The organism is Candidatus Zixiibacteriota bacterium (assembly GCA_018820315.1).
In the GTDB taxonomy this organism is placed as follows: Bacteria; Zixibacteria; MSB-5A5; order JAABVY01; family JAHJOQ01; genus JAHJOQ01.
Window position 1 is genome coordinate 1 of record JAHJOQ010000081.1, and the last position, 16,624, is coordinate 16,624.

16 protein-coding genes and 1 pseudogene are annotated in these 16,624 nt (G+C 48.4%); 12 read left to right on the forward strand and 5 right to left on the reverse strand.

Annotation, left to right across the window (positions count from 1 at the left end; translation table 11 throughout):
• Window positions 1-458: 458 nt before the first annotated feature.
• The 4 genes from KKH67_07640 to KKH67_07655 are packed head-to-tail and all read left to right on the forward strand — an operon-like array spanning window position 459 to window position 6,921.
• Entirely contained in the window at window positions 459-2,444 is a 1,986-nt protein-coding gene (locus tag KKH67_07640; protein MBU1319053.1) for a TonB-dependent receptor, read from the forward strand.
• 3 nt (window positions 2,445-2,447) lie between these two features.
• On the forward strand, window positions 2,448-2,999 hold the full coding sequence (locus KKH67_07645; GenBank protein ID MBU1319054.1) for a YfiR family protein: 552 nt from the start codon (window positions 2,448-2,450) through the stop codon (window positions 2,997-2,999).
• 12 nt (window positions 3,000-3,011) lie between these two features.
• The gene (locus KKH67_07650; GenBank protein MBU1319055.1) at window positions 3,012-4,496 is read left to right on the forward strand and encodes a HAMP domain-containing protein; all 1,485 of its coding nucleotides are present in this window, start codon (window positions 3,012-3,014) and stop codon (window positions 4,494-4,496) included.
• A complete protein-coding gene (locus tag KKH67_07655) occupies window positions 4,441-6,921 on the forward strand; it encodes a response regulator (GenBank protein ID MBU1319056.1) in 2,481 nt (826 codons plus the stop codon). The genes KKH67_07650 and KKH67_07655 overlap by 56 nt, the downstream gene beginning before the upstream one ends.
• A 464-nt stretch (window positions 6,922-7,385) precedes the next feature.
• Here KKH67_07655 and KKH67_07660 read toward each other — a convergent pair whose 3' ends face one another.
• The 3 genes and pseudogenes from KKH67_07660 to KKH67_07670 form a co-directional block, all read right to left on the reverse strand.
• Complete coding sequence (locus tag KKH67_07660; GenBank protein MBU1319057.1) at window positions 7,386-7,736, reverse strand: integrase core domain-containing protein; 351 nt, start codon at window positions 7,734-7,736, stop codon at window positions 7,386-7,388.
• Window positions 7,737-7,792: 56 nt separating this feature from the next.
• A complete protein-coding gene (locus KKH67_07665) occupies window positions 7,793-8,059 on the reverse strand; it encodes a zinc ribbon domain-containing protein (protein MBU1319058.1) in 267 nt (88 codons plus the stop codon).
• Window positions 8,059-8,274 (reverse strand): annotated as a pseudogene (locus KKH67_07670) (transposase). Before KKH67_07670 ends, KKH67_07665 begins: the two are co-directional and overlap by 1 nt.
• Before the next feature lie 161 nt (window positions 8,275-8,435).
• Here KKH67_07670 and KKH67_07675 point away from each other — a divergent pair.
• The 4 genes from KKH67_07675 (at window position 8,436) to KKH67_07690 (ending at window position 10,410) form a co-directional block, all read left to right on the forward strand.
• Window positions 8,436-9,035 carry a TolC family protein gene (locus tag KKH67_07675; GenBank protein MBU1319059.1) on the forward strand — a complete coding sequence of 200 codons (600 nt, stop codon included), beginning with the start codon at window positions 8,436-8,438 and terminating at the stop codon, window positions 9,033-9,035.
• On the forward strand, window positions 9,005-9,301 hold the full coding sequence (locus KKH67_07680) for a TolC family protein (GenBank protein ID MBU1319060.1): 297 nt from the start codon (window positions 9,005-9,007) through the stop codon (window positions 9,299-9,301). The genes KKH67_07675 and KKH67_07680 overlap by 31 nt, the downstream gene beginning before the upstream one ends.
• A gap of 146 nt (window positions 9,302-9,447) precedes the next feature.
• A complete protein-coding gene (locus tag KKH67_07685) occupies window positions 9,448-9,864 on the forward strand; it encodes a hypothetical protein (protein MBU1319061.1) in 417 nt (138 codons plus the stop codon).
• A 141-nt stretch (window positions 9,865-10,005) separates the two neighbouring features.
• Window positions 10,006-10,410, forward strand: coding sequence for a hypothetical protein (locus KKH67_07690; GenBank protein MBU1319062.1), 405 nt, complete (start codon window positions 10,006-10,008; stop codon window positions 10,408-10,410).
• Between the two features lie 86 nt (window positions 10,411-10,496).
• Here KKH67_07690 and KKH67_07695 read toward each other — a convergent pair whose 3' ends face one another.
• Complete coding sequence (locus KKH67_07695; protein ID MBU1319063.1) at window positions 10,497-11,375, reverse strand: caspase family protein; 879 nt, start codon at window positions 11,373-11,375, stop codon at window positions 10,497-10,499.
• Between the two features lie 442 nt (window positions 11,376-11,817).
• Here KKH67_07695 and KKH67_07700 point away from each other — a divergent pair, with 442 nt between their 5' ends.
• Both KKH67_07700 and KKH67_07705 read left to right on the forward strand, forming a co-directional pair.
• Window positions 11,818-12,735, forward strand: coding sequence for a cation diffusion facilitator family transporter (locus KKH67_07700; GenBank protein MBU1319064.1), 918 nt, complete (start codon window positions 11,818-11,820; stop codon window positions 12,733-12,735).
• Window positions 12,736-13,006: 271 nt separating this feature from the next.
• Entirely contained in the window at window positions 13,007-13,486 is a 480-nt protein-coding gene (locus KKH67_07705) for a hypothetical protein (protein MBU1319065.1), read from the forward strand.
• A 279-nt stretch (window positions 13,487-13,765) separates the two neighbouring features.
• Here the strand turns inward: KKH67_07705 and KKH67_07710 are convergent, their stop codons facing one another.
• Window positions 13,766-14,293, reverse strand: coding sequence for a MarR family transcriptional regulator (locus tag KKH67_07710; protein MBU1319066.1), 528 nt, complete (start codon window positions 14,291-14,293; stop codon window positions 13,766-13,768).
• A 525-nt stretch (window positions 14,294-14,818) separates the two neighbouring features.
• Between KKH67_07710 and KKH67_07715 the strand changes: the two genes are divergently transcribed.
• Both KKH67_07715 and KKH67_07720 read left to right on the forward strand, forming a co-directional pair.
• The gene (locus KKH67_07715) at window positions 14,819-15,298 is read left to right on the forward strand and encodes a GNAT family N-acetyltransferase (GenBank protein MBU1319067.1); all 480 of its coding nucleotides are present in this window, start codon (window positions 14,819-14,821) and stop codon (window positions 15,296-15,298) included.
• A complete protein-coding gene (locus KKH67_07720) occupies window positions 15,295-16,455 on the forward strand; it encodes an alanine racemase (GenBank protein ID MBU1319068.1) in 1,161 nt (386 codons plus the stop codon). Before KKH67_07715 ends, KKH67_07720 begins: the two co-directional genes overlap by 4 nt.
• The last annotated feature ends 169 nt before the right edge of the window (window positions 16,456-16,624 follow it).

A 16,624-nucleotide genomic window follows, 5' to 3' on the forward strand; every position in this document is an offset into this window, starting at 1 on the left:
GAGGAAGAAGGAACAGTTGATCCGGATTGTACTCTCGAAAATGTCTCTTGTTCTTCATGCCCCAATTCTAATACAATTCTATAACTCCTCAAAATGATCTGATAAAATCAAAAAGCAGAGGTTCTCCGACAGGCTCCTAGTCATCCCGGCGATGCGCAATTACACACCGAACTTTTGTAGACATAACACGGAATGCGTATGTTAAAGACAACATGTCGTTGAGCATGGTTGATGGGCGAGGGCTTTTTCTTAGAGAATCACTAAGCGTCGCAGTTCATCCACGGGATTACCCGATCAGTCTCGGAAATGTAATTCATTCAAACCGGTTCGCGGTCACGTGTTTCCTTTCAAAACACTTCGTTATCTGAAAATGCCGAGATGCTTAATAAAAAGGGTGGAGATGCCGATAGTTTAACAAGATATTATCTGAGTTAAGAAGCTGAGTTAAGGGGGCGAAAGTGAAACGTCATTCGATAATCATAGGCCTATGCCTATTGCTGATTGTTGCAGCGCAGCAATCATATGGTAGTTCGGATTTGATGGAGTTGAGTCTCGAAGATCTAATGAATATCGAGATAACTTCTGTATCCAAGACAGCTGAAAAGCTTTCCGACGCCGCTGCTGCGGTATATGTGATAACCAGCGACGACATTCGTAGATCTGGTTACAGAACCCTCCCTGATGTTCTTAAGCTGGCTCCGGGTCTTCAGGTAGCTCATATTGACGCCAATCGCTGGGCCATTAGCTCAAGGGGGTTCAATTATGAATTCGCTGACAAATTGCTCGTATTGATCGATGGTCGGTCGGTCTACACAAAGCTGTTCTCTGGAGTCTACTGGAACGAGCAAAACATCAATCTGGATGATGTTGAACGCATAGAGATCATTCGCGGTCCCGGAGCAACTCTTTGGGGTGCCAACGCTGTCAACGGTGTCATCAATGTCATTACAAAGGAATCCCAGGATACTCAGGGCGGCCACGTGTCGGTTTCATCGGGCAATGAAATCCGCAATGTGGGAGTCATAAGATACGGCGGTACTCTTGGAAAAGAAAATAACTATAGAGTCTACGGGCGCTATTACCGTCAGGATCACTCAGTGCTTGCGGATGGCGCCTCGATAGGCGACGACTGGGATGTGCTTCAAGCCGGGTTCCGGATTGACTGGAACTCCTGGCAAAACAATACCGTCACTGTACAAGGTGATGTGTACGGTGGTAACGCAGGTGCGTTCTTCACCTTGCCCATCTTTGAGCCACCATACAGCCAACTTCTCGAAACCGATTCCAAACTCTCCGGCGGCAATGTGCTTGCACGCTGGACTCATTCTCGTTCGGAGGCTTCCGGGATTGAACTTCAAGCCTATTTTGATCGCACCAAACGACACCATGAGGTCGCCGGTGAAGATCGTAATACATTTGATCTTGATTTCCAGGTGCGTCATAAGCTGCACGAGCGACTCGAAGTTATTGGCGGTCTAGGATACCAGATTACCGCTGACACACAGGATAGTTCCAGTTTGATATGGTTCGACAGTAAGAGTCGAACAGACAACCTACTGAGCGCATTCTTGCAAGGTTCTATAGCGCTGATTGATGAAAAGTTGAATATGACTGTGGGATCTAAATTCGAGCATAACGACTATACTGGGTTTGAATACCAACCCAGTATTCGAATGTTCTGGAGACCAGGCTCGACTCATTCTCTGTGGGCATCGGTATCCCGCGCAGTACATACTCCATCCCGATGGAATACTGACGTCACAAGCGTCTGGGCAGTCACGCCAGCGGGAACACCATTCAACCCCGGACCTCTTCCGCTCGTGCTTACCTCTATTGGTAATAAAGATCTCCGGAGTGAGGAACTTACCGCCTATGAGTTAGGGTACCGTGTTAGACCGCGACAAGACCTTTCACTAGATGTGGCTACCTTCTATAATAACTATGAAGGGTTGGGCACCGTGGAACTCGGTTCACCATTCCTTGATCTCGCCACGAGTGCGTTTATGGTTATGCCGGCGATCCGAGTCAATGGCGTTGATGGGAAATCATATGGAGGGGAGTGGATAGTCAACTGGTGGCCTCACTCTGAGATAAGGTTGGAGGCCGCTTATTCACTTCTACTGTGGCGACTCGACGATCCTGCTGTGACTCTGGATGAAGAGAACCCCGAACATCAAGTGTGGTTTAGAATTGATGCAGATGCCAGCAAGTCTCTGAGACTGGGTATGCTTGTACGTTACATTGATGATCTTCCCGCTTATGGCGTAGACAATGTTGTTGCTCTCGATACAAGACTCGGATGGGCTTTTAATGACAGCTGGGAGTTAGAAGTTGCAGGGCAGAATCTACTTGAGCCGACTCATTTGGAGTTTCCAACGCCTACATCATCAAAAACAAGCCTGGTCGAACGCAGAATTCACGTCGCATTGACCAAGAGTTTCTGATATATGAGCAGACCATTCTCAGTAATCTTGTTGGTTCTCGTCTGCACAGCGGCTATTGGTGTTCCCACAACCGTTCATGCTGACAAACCGACCGAATATCAGCTGAAGGTGGCCTATTTGTACAACTTCATCAAGTTCGTGGAATGGCCGACGAATGTTCTGAGCGAGGATGACACACTCCTGCAGATTTGTGTACTCGGAGAAAACCCATTTGGCCCTGCACTTGACGAGATGGTCTCAGGAAAAGAGATATCAGGGAGACAAATTTCAATAGTCTATGCAAAAACTCTCGCGAAATTAGACTCCTCTCATGTCGTTTTTGTTGCCAGGTCTGAGACTGATAATCTGGATAAGATCCTAGAACAGTTGGAGGGAGTTAGTATACTGACAATCAGCGACATCGACGGCTTTGTACAGCGAGGTGGCATAATTGGATTCCTTACGGAAGATAATAAGATTCGCTTTATCATAAATGTAGATGTAGCAGAAAAGGCCGGATTGCAGATCAGTTCACAGCTGCTCAGGATGTCACGATCAGTTGATCAAGAGAGATGAGGTGCGGAACAGATGAATTTCAGAGATAGCTCCCTGCGAAACAAGCTGACGATGATTGCCATGATAGCATCGATTGTTGGTTTGACGCTGTCCGGTGCTGTTTTCATGATTATTGATTATCACACTCTGAAAGCCACGATGGTTCGCAATCTGGAAACTCTTAGCAGTGTTATAGGCTCCAACTGTACGGCCGCTATTTCGTTCCACAACGCCGAAGACGCCAGTGATGTTCTCACGGCTCTCAAGGCAGAGGAACACATAATTGGCGCTGTTATATACGGAAACGATGACTTGGTTCTGGCATACTATGCCCGGGACGACCAAGCTGGTGATTTCAGGATACCGCCAGTCAATGAACCCTGTGCGACATTCTCCGACGGCACCCTGAGCGTATACCACACTATCTCGCTGGATGATGAGAGGATAGGCACCATTTACATGCAGAGCGATCTCCGACAGGTCAGCTCTCGAATGATTCAAATCGGGACTGCAATACTCTTAATCACTGCATTCTGTTTTGTCGTGGTATTTGTCATCATATCGCGATTGCAACGAGTGGTTTCCCAGCCGATTCTCAACCTGGCCCGAACCGCGCGGATCATATCCCAAGAGAAGTACTACTCCGCCAGAGTTGATTACGAAAGCAAGGATGAATTAGGGATTCTTGTTTCCGGCTTCAACGAAATGCTGGTTCAAATCCAGAAGAGGGATTCGGAGTTGCTAGAAAGCAGAGACAAACTTGAAGAAAGAGTTCGCGAGCGAACCGTGGAACTTGAAGAAGAAATCAAAGTGCGAAAACAGGCCGAACAGGCTATCAACAAATCTCTCAAAGAAAAAGAGATCCTCCTAAAAGAGGTTCACCATCGAGTAAAAAACAATCTCCAAATAATCATGAGTTTGCTAAGTCTGCAATCTAACGGAATCAATGGATCACATATCAAAGAGATGTTCAGAGATAGCCAGCGTCGAGTCAAATCTATGGCCTTGATTCACGAAAAACTCTACCAATCGGAAAACCTGGCCGAGATTGATCTTGCGGAATATATTGAAAGCCTAAGTAAATATCTATTGAGCACCATTACCGGAAACATGAATAAAATCAGAATGGTCACCAATGTAGAACGAATTACTCTCGGTGTAGACAAAGCGGTGCCATGCGGACTCATTATCAATGAGCTTGTGACAAATTCTCTGAAATATGCATTCAACGGACGCGATAGCGGTCAGATTACCATAACTTGCAAGAAACTGGAGAATGACCAAATATCTCTGAGTGTCGCGGATGACGGAATCGGAATTCCGGAGAATATGGATTACAAGAATACCCAGTCCTTGGGTTTACAATTGGTGAATAATCTCTCAAATCAGCTCGGAGCGAAAATTGACCTCCAAGCGGGGCTTGGGTATACTTGCTTCAATATAGTATTCAAGGGGGCAGACATTGGACGGGAAGAACAACAGCTCAAGTCAGCCGAAGATTCTTATTGTAGAAGATGAAGCCATCCTGGCGATGGATATTCGCCAGCGACTGGAAATGATGGGCTTCACTGTGACCGGCTCGGTTGCCACGGGAGAGGACGTGTTAGTTCAGATCGAACATGAACAGCCGGCACTGGTACTCATGGATATTCAGTTTCTCGGTGATATCGACGGGATCGAAGCTGCCGCCCGCATAAAGGAGAACTATGATATTCCAGTTGTATTTCTAACCGCCAATTCCGACGAATCCACCATAGAGCGTGCCAAAACTACCGATCCGGCGGCTTACCTGCTCAAACCGTTTGGTGATAGAGAGTTGAAAACTGCGATCGAAATCGCGCTACATCGACATAAGCTTGAGCTTGAGCTAAAACGAAGCGTACGGGCGTTGAAAGAAAGCGAAAAACGATACCGGGATCTTTTTGAACAATCCAATGATGCTGTCATAATACATGACCTTGAAGGCCGAATTCTGGATGTTAATGCACGCTCGTGCGAACTTCTGCGCTACCAGAAAGACCATTTTCTTTCTTCGGAGATAACCTCGTTTTTCCCAAATGGGTGTCAAGCGCCGCATGACGATCCTTTACAAATCATCAAGGAAAGAGGGCAATATCGATTTGAGTCATGTTTCGAGAGAGCCGACGGAGAAATCCTCAATGTTGATGTTAGTGCAAGGATAGTTGACCAAGAGAAAGGCCTTGTCCAAGGGATTATTCGTGATATTACCGTCAGCAAGCGGGCCGAGCAGGCATTGCAGGAGAGTGAAAGGAAATATCGACTTCTGGCCACAAATACTCTGGATGTTATCTGGACGACAGATCCGGAGTTCAACATAACATTTGTTAACGACGCGATCAATGACTTACTGGGCTACACGGCTGAGGAATTCACTGGAATGAATGCGATCGCCTTTACACCAGCTGAGAAAGTCAAGATATTACAAGATGCGGCAGAACAATTGCTTAACAAATACAAACGAGACCGGATCGTACAACATAAGTTTGAGATACAGTTTATCCATAAGAACGGCGCTCTAATAGACATTGAAATTACAGCTAACCTGATGATCGACAGCGTGGGCCAGATCGTAGGATTCCAGGGCAGGTCTGTCGACATCACTGAGCGCAAGCGGGCTGAGGGAGAATTGAGGAAACATCGTAACCACCTTGATGAATTGGTCAAAGAGCGGACCGCAGAACTGTCCAAGGCAAATGAACAGCTTCAGTTGGAAGTTCAGGAGCGATTAAGACTTCAAGAATTGGAGGCACGCTCTCAAAGACTGGAAATGGCTGGTACAATTGCAGGACAGGTGGCACATGATTTCAATAATCTTCTGGCGCCAATGTTAGTATATCCTGGATTCATCCGACACAGACTTCCATGCGACGAGAAAGTCACGGCATATCTTAATTCGATCGAAGACGCGGCAACGAAAATCGCCGAAATCAATCAGGATCTTATGACCATGGGTCGAAGGGGTCACTACAACCAGAGTGTGATAAACCTTAATGAAATCGTATCTCAGGCCGTCAAGAATTTCGAATCACGAACAGGTACGGTAACCTGCAAGCTGAATCTTAGCAAAGGTTTGATGAACATTATGGGTGGGAGTGCCCAGATTCATCGAATGATCATTAACCTTTTGGTGAATGCCAGGGATGCTATGCGGAATAGTGGACAGATTACTATCACGACCGAGTACTTTTACGCTGATAACATGGCAACTGCCTATGGTAGTGTTCCGGCGGGAGAATATATCAAGCTGACGATTTCGGATACCGGATGCGGTATTCCTGATGATATAATCAACAAAATCCTCGATCCTTTCTTTTCGACTAAGATTAGTGATAGAGAACGCGGTTCCGGTCTCGGAATGAGCGTTGTTAATGCGGTAATGAGTGATCATAATGGATACTTGGATCTGAGCAGCACAGTTGGTCTCGGTACTTCCTTCTACCTCTACTTCCCAATTACGCGAGAGAGTGTCGAAGCAGACAGTCCCAAGTCGATTTCCGGCGGGACTGAAAGTGTGATGATAATTGATGATGACGAAATACAACGCAATGTTTGCAGCGAGATCCTCGAATCACTCGGATATCAAGTCAGCACTGTAAGAAGCGGTGAGAAGGCAGTTGAATTTCTGAAGAAGAATCCGCATGATCTGCTGATTCTTGATATGATTATGCCGCCAGGAATAGACGGGACCGAGACATACAGACAGATATGCGAACTATATCCCAACCAAAAAGCGATTATCGTTTCGGGATATTCTGAGTCAGATCGCGTTCTCGAAGCTCTGAATCTCGGAGCGGGTACGTTCGTTAAGAAACCCTTTGACACGATTGCAATCGCCACCGCAGTCAGGACAGAACTTGACACGCAAGTAAAGGTATTGGTCTATAACATATATGTCACATGTCAGTCAAGACCGTCCAGTTAGGATCGGTTCAAAACAGGCCCAAGTGCCCCCGGATCGAGCGGCTTCTGGATATCGAATCGCTCTCCTGGTCGCCCAAGTTTCAGCAGACCTTTCGAAGACATTATTAAGAAGCTCAATTCTGGTCTTTCCGCTCGTCGTATCTGGCAGGTTCTGGTCACTGAGCACGGTTTCGCCGGTTCGTGCTCTTCGATCAAACGTTTCGTTCCCAGGGCCGGTGAGAGTACCTCGCTGTTATTCTGCCGCATAGAACGCGAGCCCGGCCAGGTGGCTCAGGTGGACTTCGGTATCGGCGTCTGGCTTGTCGATGAGGACGGCAAGAAGTGAGGATATCATCTCCTGTGAATCACCCTAAGCCATTCTCGCAAAGGTTACGTGAGTTGGTCTTACGGCAGACAGCCAGAGAAACAGTTGCTAAGCCAATCTCCCATTATCACTGTCTTTTCGGTCACCTTTGATCTTGATTATCACATTTGCTGTCCATAATTGTAGGAATGTACGTCGTCAGACAATTTGGACAGTATGTACTGAAATCTAAGACATAGTTTGTCTGATGGCAATTGATTTCTGGTATTCTCGTTTCGTGTGTGAGGAGTGCGTTCTTTGATCTTGTTTCTCTCCTCCAGTATTTGTACTGCCCTGCCAGTATAGACATCAGCCGGCGTAACGTTGTTGAGTGACTCGTGATATCGCTGATAATTGTAATACTCTACAAAGGTCTCAATTTCAGCTTTCAGATCATCTGGTGAATAATAGTTGTCCAACAGCAGGATGTTCTTCATTGATCGGTGATACCGTTCTATCTTTCCCTGAGTCATGGGGTGATATGGCCGACTCCGGGTGTGAGTGAATCCATTGTCAGCAAGATACTGTTTCAGTTCACCTGAGATGTAGCATGGACCATTATCCGATAACAGTCGTGGACGGTGTCAGACTCACGAATATATATCTTGTGGTCACCACCGCGCATGCCTGTGCAATGATAGTAAGTGTGTTTCCCCTTCTTGATCTGAGCAGTGATCTTGCACCCGCAGATCGCACAGATCATCAGATTACCGAACGCAAACGTCTTCCTTCGGAAGTTAGGCTTGTTGTGATTCTTGAAGGCCTGCTGCACTGCATCGAACAGCTCTCTGCTCACAATCGCTTCTTGCCAGCTTCCAAAAAGTCCTTGCTCCACCGATAATACAGATTGCTGACAATCCCTTCCCGACGACATAACTCCGCGACGCTCGCTTTCCCTTTAAGACCATCCAGAACGATCCGGATCTTCTCCTCAGACGTAAACTTCCGCCGAGTCTGCCGCCGGATATCCTTCACCACAGCTTCTGGATTCTGACTCTGCTTCCCACTCATCGGACACTCCTTTCGTTAAGACCAACATACTAAAACTACGTCTTAACCAAAAGCAACCCCGTGTCCGACTTTAGCTGAACCGACACACGCGCGACAGAATCGAAAATTCTATAGTTGCGATATCCAGAGCCTATTTCAACCTTGTGCTGCAGATGCAACTCATGGAAATAGCCCGCGAGACGCAGGGTATCTCCGAAACGCGTCTGGAGAGGGAACGCATTCGAAATCAGCTCGGCGGAGCATCTTCGACCGATTTCCTGAACGCGCAGGTCTCCTTCAACAATGATCAGTCTGATCTTTTGGATCGGGAACTACGGATGTCTATCGCAAGAGAGGAACTCAATGTACTGCTGGGACAGGACCCTGCAACGATTTTCACCGTTAGTCAGGAGATAGCCATCCCGGAGCTCTCTGTGGACTTTGAACAGGTTCGTGATCTGGCAATCGAAAGAAACAGCAGCCTCAGAAGTGCTCAGCTTGCGAAGAAAGTAGCTGATCGAAACGTGCAAACCGCATATTCGCCGTTTATGCCAAAACTCTCGCTGCAGGCAAATTACGGATACAGCGATCAGACTAACAACAGCAAAGCGGGTCAATATCCCGGTCATAATATCGGCACAAAGACCACGACCGGCACCGTTGGACTCTCTCTCTCTCATTTAACCTGTTCAATGGTCGCCGCGACAAGATCGACCTGCAAAACGCAAGAATCGAGGCAACAAACCAGGCTTTGGCACTGGCCGATGCGAAAAACAGGCTGATTGCACTCGTGCAGGAGATATATGACACATATGTGCTTCGACGAGAGATCATCGCCCTGGAAGAGCAGAACATCAAGGCTGCAAGACAGAACCTTGATCTGCAAAGAGAACGCCATGAACTGGGTGTTGCCAACTCGTTGGAATTCCGGGATGCTCAGCAGAACTCAGCCCGCGCAAGGACATCATTGATTACCGCTCGCTATCAGGCTCGCATATCGCGGCTGGAGATTGATCGCCTGATTGGGATGATCGATATCGAACGATAGCGTAGCCTGCTGACGTAATGCCGGCAATCCAAACCGGTGCGCAGAATCCTACTACAATTGAGCAGTCCGATTGCTGATCGGGTCATGATATGATTGCAGATGCAGCATCTTGACATATATTATCAGAGATGCTGCGCAAGAAACGAATGAAGAAAGATGGAAGGCCCATGCCTGCCCGTGGGCTGAGGCTCCCTCGGAAAAAGAAATTCGAGCCGATGCTGGAAACAGAGGCTGGCGTGAAAGTACGCTCGAAGTACGAGCAGAAATGTGTGGAACTCTTGACGAAGCACGGCATACGATTTCAATATGAGCCGCTGATACTTCTTGATGGGCACAAGTACCGCCCAGATTTCTATCTGCCCGATTACAATCTATTCGTCGAAATCTGCGGATTTCGCCACATGCCGTTCTATACCGATCGCCAATCCCACAAAGAACAGATATACGACAAACGCCAATTGAATTCCATCTTTATCAACTACAATGGCAAAGGATCGCTGGATGAGTTACTGAGAACTGAGCTGGAAAAAGCGGGAGTCGACTTCGTAGCAGGTCAGGAATAAGACTTCACGCCTATTCAGGAGCTATGTTATCTTAATCACATCAGCACCGGTTGAGAATCTAGTACAGCCCTGCGATCGGATCGCGATTTCTGTTGAATATTCTTTCCTGATGTCTGTAATTGAGGCAAAAAGGAGGATAATATGCCTTTCTGTCCAAAATGCAAGTACGAGTACAAAGCGAATATCGACGAATGCCCGGATTGCGGTGAAGAGTTGGTCGATTCGCTTTCGGAACACAGCGACTTTGAAGATGAAGAAGTCGATTCGGATGAAGAGTGGATTGCGCTTGCAAAGCTGACATCTAACCAGTATGCCGACATGGTCGTCGAAGCGCTGCAGGCCAAGGACATTCCGGCTATTGTCCATTCCAAAACCGGACACTTCGGTTCGATAGGCACAATGGGACCATCCTCATACGTTTCGGCGGGAGATGGTTACTTGATCATGGTGCCGAGAGAGTTCGCTGAACTCGCCAACGAGGAAGCTGGAATCATTCTCGGTGACGTCTGGACAAAATCGCGGCTCAAAGACTCGTTCAGCGATTGAGTTCCGGTGAACATGCTTCACAGAAAACAGCAAGCCCATCCTGCAACCAGGATGGGCTTCTGACAAATGTATCTTAGACACAGCCTCTACATATCGAACTTACCGCTGTACTTGTCCGTATGTTTCGGACTAACCCTCAAGTGATACTGACTCGCCCAGGCTTCCATCCCATCTTCGGCATAAGGAGCAACATCCTCCGCGTACGGAAAATCGAGATCCACTGCCGCTTCAAGGAAGAAGTAAGTCCATGCACCCTGCTGTAAGTCGGGCGCATCGTAGGAATTCGTCCGATTGGATGCGGTCGCCATGAATGTACCGGTCTGCGCGTCCGAATGGAAGTCGCCGATCACACAGGCATCCAATGTCACCAGGTTCTTGGAGCAGTTGGCGCTATTGAAGATACTCATCACGTATCCGTGGGTCACATAATACAGATCCGTCGAGATGATGCTCGATCCGTATCCCGGAGCCTTCGCGCCGTGACCGGAGTAACAGAACGCGATCTCATCACCCGGAGCGGCCTGATTTACCAGCCACTGCAAACCTGCGGTGATAGCATCAGCCGTCGCGTTACGATCGAGATCCATCTGGACTGAGAATCCCTGGCTGATAAGAAAACTCTTCATGTCTCTGGCATCGTCATCGCAGAACTGGAGGTCGTTTACAGTCCCCTCGTAATCAGAGATGCCCACAACATAAGCGTATTTGTGCGCAGGATTCGGATTCGGGTCGGCCGATCCCGTATCTGGTGGTGGTGGCGGGGGCTTCTTCCACATTACTTGATCGGTGGATGGCTGCATAATGAAGGTTGCAATCACATCTGCAGGCCTGGTGTCGATAAATTCAGGTCTCGCCTCGAGTTTGATCGCTGTTTCCCCGCCTGAGCTCGTAGTTGGCGTCTCACTGCACGCCAGCATCAGCAGCAGGCAGCATAGGATGGCGACCAGCGTTAAGAGCTTTCGCATTTTCTCCTCCTCGTGCTGGATTCGGATGGTTTTGAGAATGTCTAATACATTTTAATTTAATCACAAAAATCGGAGAAGCAAGAGAAAAATACCGCACGCTTCCCGCACACAGCCGACGTGAATTCGCAGACGGATTCAGCGAATGTAATCCGACAGACATGTCATGTTATCAGCGTATGTTCAGCCCCTCTCGCGAGAAATTGTGACATGTGCAGACTGAAGTGATATCGCCGCAGTGATATCGTACCATGCTTGCCGCTGCTTTAGGCATTATAATCGACATTGTGTCGTGATCGGAAGCAAAGCTGGTGGGCATGATAAGTGTCAGGAGCGTTCGTCATATGGGCCTGTGTCACTGCTCGCAATTGTTGACAATATTAGTCTCAATAGTTAGATTTACGCCGAGATGCAATTCATATTATCAGCCAACAGGAACTGACGGATGCACATGCACACCGCTGACCGTCTGAAACACTCCCACCGTTTTCACTCTGACAATCGCAAAGGTGAGCGCGGTACTTATCGAGTCATTGTCCTCACCGGAATAATGATGATTATTGAGATCATCGCCGGACTCCTGACGAACTCGATGGCCCTGCTTGCTGACGGGTGGCACATGTGCACACACATGGCTGCGCTCGGAATAGCTGCATTCGCATACTATCTGGCGCGGCGCCATGCCGACGACAAGCGGTACTCTTTTGGAACGGGTAAAATAGGCACTCTTGGTGGTTTCGCGAGCGCAGTGTTCCTGGCAGTGGTCGCTCTTCTAATGGCAGGTGAATCTATCCACCGATTCTTCAGTCCGTTGGAGATAGATTTCAATATGGCTCTCCTGGTTGCCGCATCCGGATTGATCGTTAATCTTGTCAGCGCAGGTATGCTGAAAGACCACAGTCATGATGGTCACCACGATCACAATCTAAAGGCTGCATATCTGCATGTACTTGCCGACGCCCTTACATCCGTTACTGCGATAGTGGCGCTGCTGGCGGGGAAGCTGCTGGGATGGGTTTGGATGGATCCGATCATGGGTATTGTCGGAGCGGCGGTGATATGTGTGTGGTCCTACGGTCTCCTCCGACAAACAGGCGCAATTTTGCTGGATAGACAGGCTGATCCCAAAACAATTTCGCGAATTCGAGAGATTCTCGAGTGCGATTCGGAATGCCGCATAGCTGACCTGCACATCTGGCGCGTCGGTTCACACCATCTCTCAGCAATAGTGTGCATCGTGACACATTCTCCGAAACCGCCCGCTTACTACAAGGACCTCCTCTGCGAGATTCCTGACCTTGACCATATCGCAGTTGAGGTAAATGCCTGCTCGCAAGAAATTTACGCTAAAGACAAGCAGTGATTAGTCGATCCATGAAACAGTGAGAGAATTGCCATTTGGCAATCATTCCGTCGTCGCAAGAACTGTGGTTACACAGAAGCGCCGGAGATACCCCGATAGCCATCCAGATGTACGTTTCCGTAGCCATTTGAATGGTTGTTCGACATGAGGAGCGATCCATCTTTTGCTTGACAAAAGAAGAGTGCAGGCCTATTTTAGTACCAGACGAAACGCATGAGTTTGTTCCTTTCTTTGTCACACGGGTGAGACAACAGTATTTTGAGGAGAAGTTATGATTAGCAGCAGAACAGTAGTAGTTGTATTTGCTCTCGCAGTTCTGGGAATGTGGTTCGCGCAACCGCTGATGTCCGACGCATTAGCCCTTGATACCAGTTGTGAATTCCATGAGTCGTCAGGATATATCGTTTACTCAGTTACTGACGGCGCCAGTCAGGAGTATACCGCCCAGTCGACCGTTGAAGGTGATATTCAGCTCGCCGGTACACCACCTTCGCTGACCGGCCCGGCCGACATCGACAGTGTCGAAGTCACATGCCTGAATGCCAACGGTAGTGGCAACGTTCACCTGGAAATATGCGCACTTCCAGTTTGTTATGGCATATACGATTTAAGCTTCAAGACCCACAGCGACTGTACGTTCTTTGAGGTTGCCTTCATCCCGTCGATGTCTGGATGGGGACTGATTCTGTTATTTGTTGCATTGGTTGCTACAGGAGCGTACGTTATTCGCAGAAGACGCGTGGTCGCATAAGAAAGATATTTCTCGATCAAGCCGGTTAAAGGCTTGTTAAATTGTCATACAGAGTTTTTTCAAGACGAATCGGGATTGGGTTAAGCCAGTCCCGATTTTTCTGTGTGCGATCCGCATCGCGAACGAAGGAAATCAGCCTCCGATCCCTTCCCAAGGAGTTGGTCATCCCCCCTGCGATAATCACGAACCTGCGGGTAACATTGGCTGCATGGAAGTGAATTTGGAGAGTGACGTCAGTAGTCCAGGATTCCTGCGATTCTGATCTATGGGGCTTCGGTGCTATTCGTCACCGTGTTTGCTCGTATCCGGTGCCGTGATCGGGGATTCATTCTGATCCAACTGCCCGGTTTCGAGAATCGGCGCGGCATCAAAGTCATTGACCTCCATCAAGTCGACGATTCGCCTGAGGGAAAGCGCAATGGTTGCCTGCTCCAAATCGCTGAGCTTGCTGAGTGCGCGGGCCAATCCGTCCTGCAGTGGAGAAGGAGCATTGCGGGCTAGCCGCATGCCGCTCTCGGTAGCGACTACATTCACCTGCCTGCGGTCTTTCTTGTCCCGCGTACGATGGATTAGCTCTTTCTTTTCCAGACGGTCCAGAATTCCCACCATAGTGCTGGAACTCAAGTGGACTGATTTGGCTAACGCGGTCGCGGTCAACGGGCCTTTCTCGACAATTGCCAATAGACATATAAGTTGAGGTCCTGTAATCTGATGCTGTGACTTGAGTTTCCCTGAGTAAATGTCGACAGCTCTGATGATCCGACGCAATGAACGAAGTATGTGAAGGTCGAATCTGTTTTCTTGCATATCGCCTTCTGCATTGGGTGAGTCCGAATCCTGCCCAGACTGGACGGCTGTCATCGATTCCTTAGACGCTTCATTCGTCTCAACGCCCGATTTCCATTCCCCACTGTCCGAGACTTCAGCCATTTCCTGACTCCCTAAGCCAATTGCTAACAAAAGTGATATTTGCTTCTAGTAGCAATGATTTCAAGTCAAGGTATACTAATAAACTGATCCGAAAAATCAAGGGGGAAATGGCATTCGAGGGGGCTTGAAGGAAATAGCCACTAAGTGCTTATGGGGTAGGCACGTCAGATTGCTGGTATGTGTGTTGTGGTCTATTAATGCTGCTGGTAGCGCCAAAGAGAGCTGGAGATGAGCAAGAAAAATCCTTGACACTGCGGGGTCTACCTATTAATTACACCAATAATGATTTGAGCACTAACGATTATTCAGTGTAGTTAGTATCATTTAATGTCTTAGCTCAAACTACTGAATCAGGGAGATGTTCCTTCATCCTAAGAGGAGCGAGAGAAAGGCAAGAAGACAATGAATGACGCGGTTACAGACAGCACGACATCATCAAAACTCGAAATACATAAGCTACTTAGCCTTGGTGACTTTCCTTCCTGGCTGGATCCGGAGCAGTTGGCGGCTTTCCTTCATGATAGTCTAAAACCCTATCAAGACACGTTGCCAGATATAGAGCAGGGAATTGCTGACGCGCTCAAACCTCGAATGGGCGAACCCGGTTTCATTCTTGTGGCTGAATTGAACCGGAAACCGGTTGGAGCGCTCGTCATGCTTCGGACCGGTATGAAAGGCTATATACCTGAAAATCTTCTGCTCTGGGTTGCGGTAGATAGTTCTGTACGGGGCAAGGGTGTCGGAAGCCAAATAATCCGTCGGGCATTCGACGAAGCTGACGGCGATGTGAAGCTTCATGTGGAATATGATAACCCCGCGAAGCGTCTATATGAGAGATTGGGAATGACAAACAAATACGCAGAGATGAGGTACCGGAAGTGAACCGTGTCACCATAGATCTACATGGGCTGAAGCATAATCTGCAGGTAATCAAACGCTGGATGCAGAAGCATTCAGCTAGTTGGACCGTGGTGACAAAAGTGCTCTGCGGTCACACGGATACTTTGCGCGCGCTTCAGCTACTCGGTGTTCGATCGATGGGCGATTCTCGACTGGCGAATCTAAGAGCGATTGAGAAGATCATCCCGGACTTCGAGTCCTGGTACATGCGAGTATCGGATTTATCATCAGTCAAAGAGGTCGCATCTCTGGCGGATGTGAGTCTGAATAGCGAGACAGAGGTGATAGAGTTGCTGAACGAGGAGGCCAAGCGACTGAGGAAAACGCACAAAATCATAATTATGATAGAGTTGGGTGACCTGCGGGAGGGAATATTGCCCGGGTCACTCATCAAGTTCTATGAATGCGTATTCGAGCTACCTAACATAGAGGTCATCGGCATAGGCGCGAATCTCGGCTGTCTTGCCGGTGCCGTGCCAAATGTCGATCAGTTTACGCAGCTTGCGCTCTACCGAGAGTTGCTGGAACTGAAATTCGATAGAAAGCTGCCGATGATATCTGCCGGCTCTTCCGCAGTTCTGCCAATACTGCTGGAGGGCAAGCTTCCAAAGGCGATCAATCACTTCCGTATCGGCGAAGCCATCTTTCTGGGAACTGACTTGGTGAACGGAGGAACGCTTCCCGAGTTGCGTGATGACGTCGTCTTGCTGGAGGCGGAGATTGCTGAGATCAAGGAAAAAGGACTGGTCCCCTTGTCGGAGACGGGATCTATGACGCCCTTTGAATCGGAAACAGACGATGATTTGTCTCCTGGGCAGCGTGGTTACCGCGCCCTCATTAGTGTAGGTCAACTGGATACCGATATTGCAGGACTCACTCCTCTTGACTCGAGGTACCGAATAGCCGGAGCGAGCAGCGACATCACTGTTGTCAATCTTGGTAGTGATTCTCACGGTTTGAGGATTGGGGACTCCATCAAATTCCGCCCGAATTACGCAGCCATGCTAAGGCTGATGAGTGGCAAATATGTTGCTCAGGAAGTCACTCCGGACCTGAGTGAGATTCAGGGATTTTCCAGCAATGCAAGATCGGAAGTCAAACCAGCCGTTGCGGTAGCAAACGAGCAGGAATCAACATGACGGAGCTTACGAGGCTGCGACGATTGCTCCACAGTCAACCCGAATTAGCAGGACAAGAAGAGAATACTTCGCGGTTAATGCATGTGTTTCTTGAGTCATGCCAACCGGATCACATTGTCTCCGGCATCGGTGGTTTCGGGCTAGCTGCTATCGTGAATGGTAGTCAGCC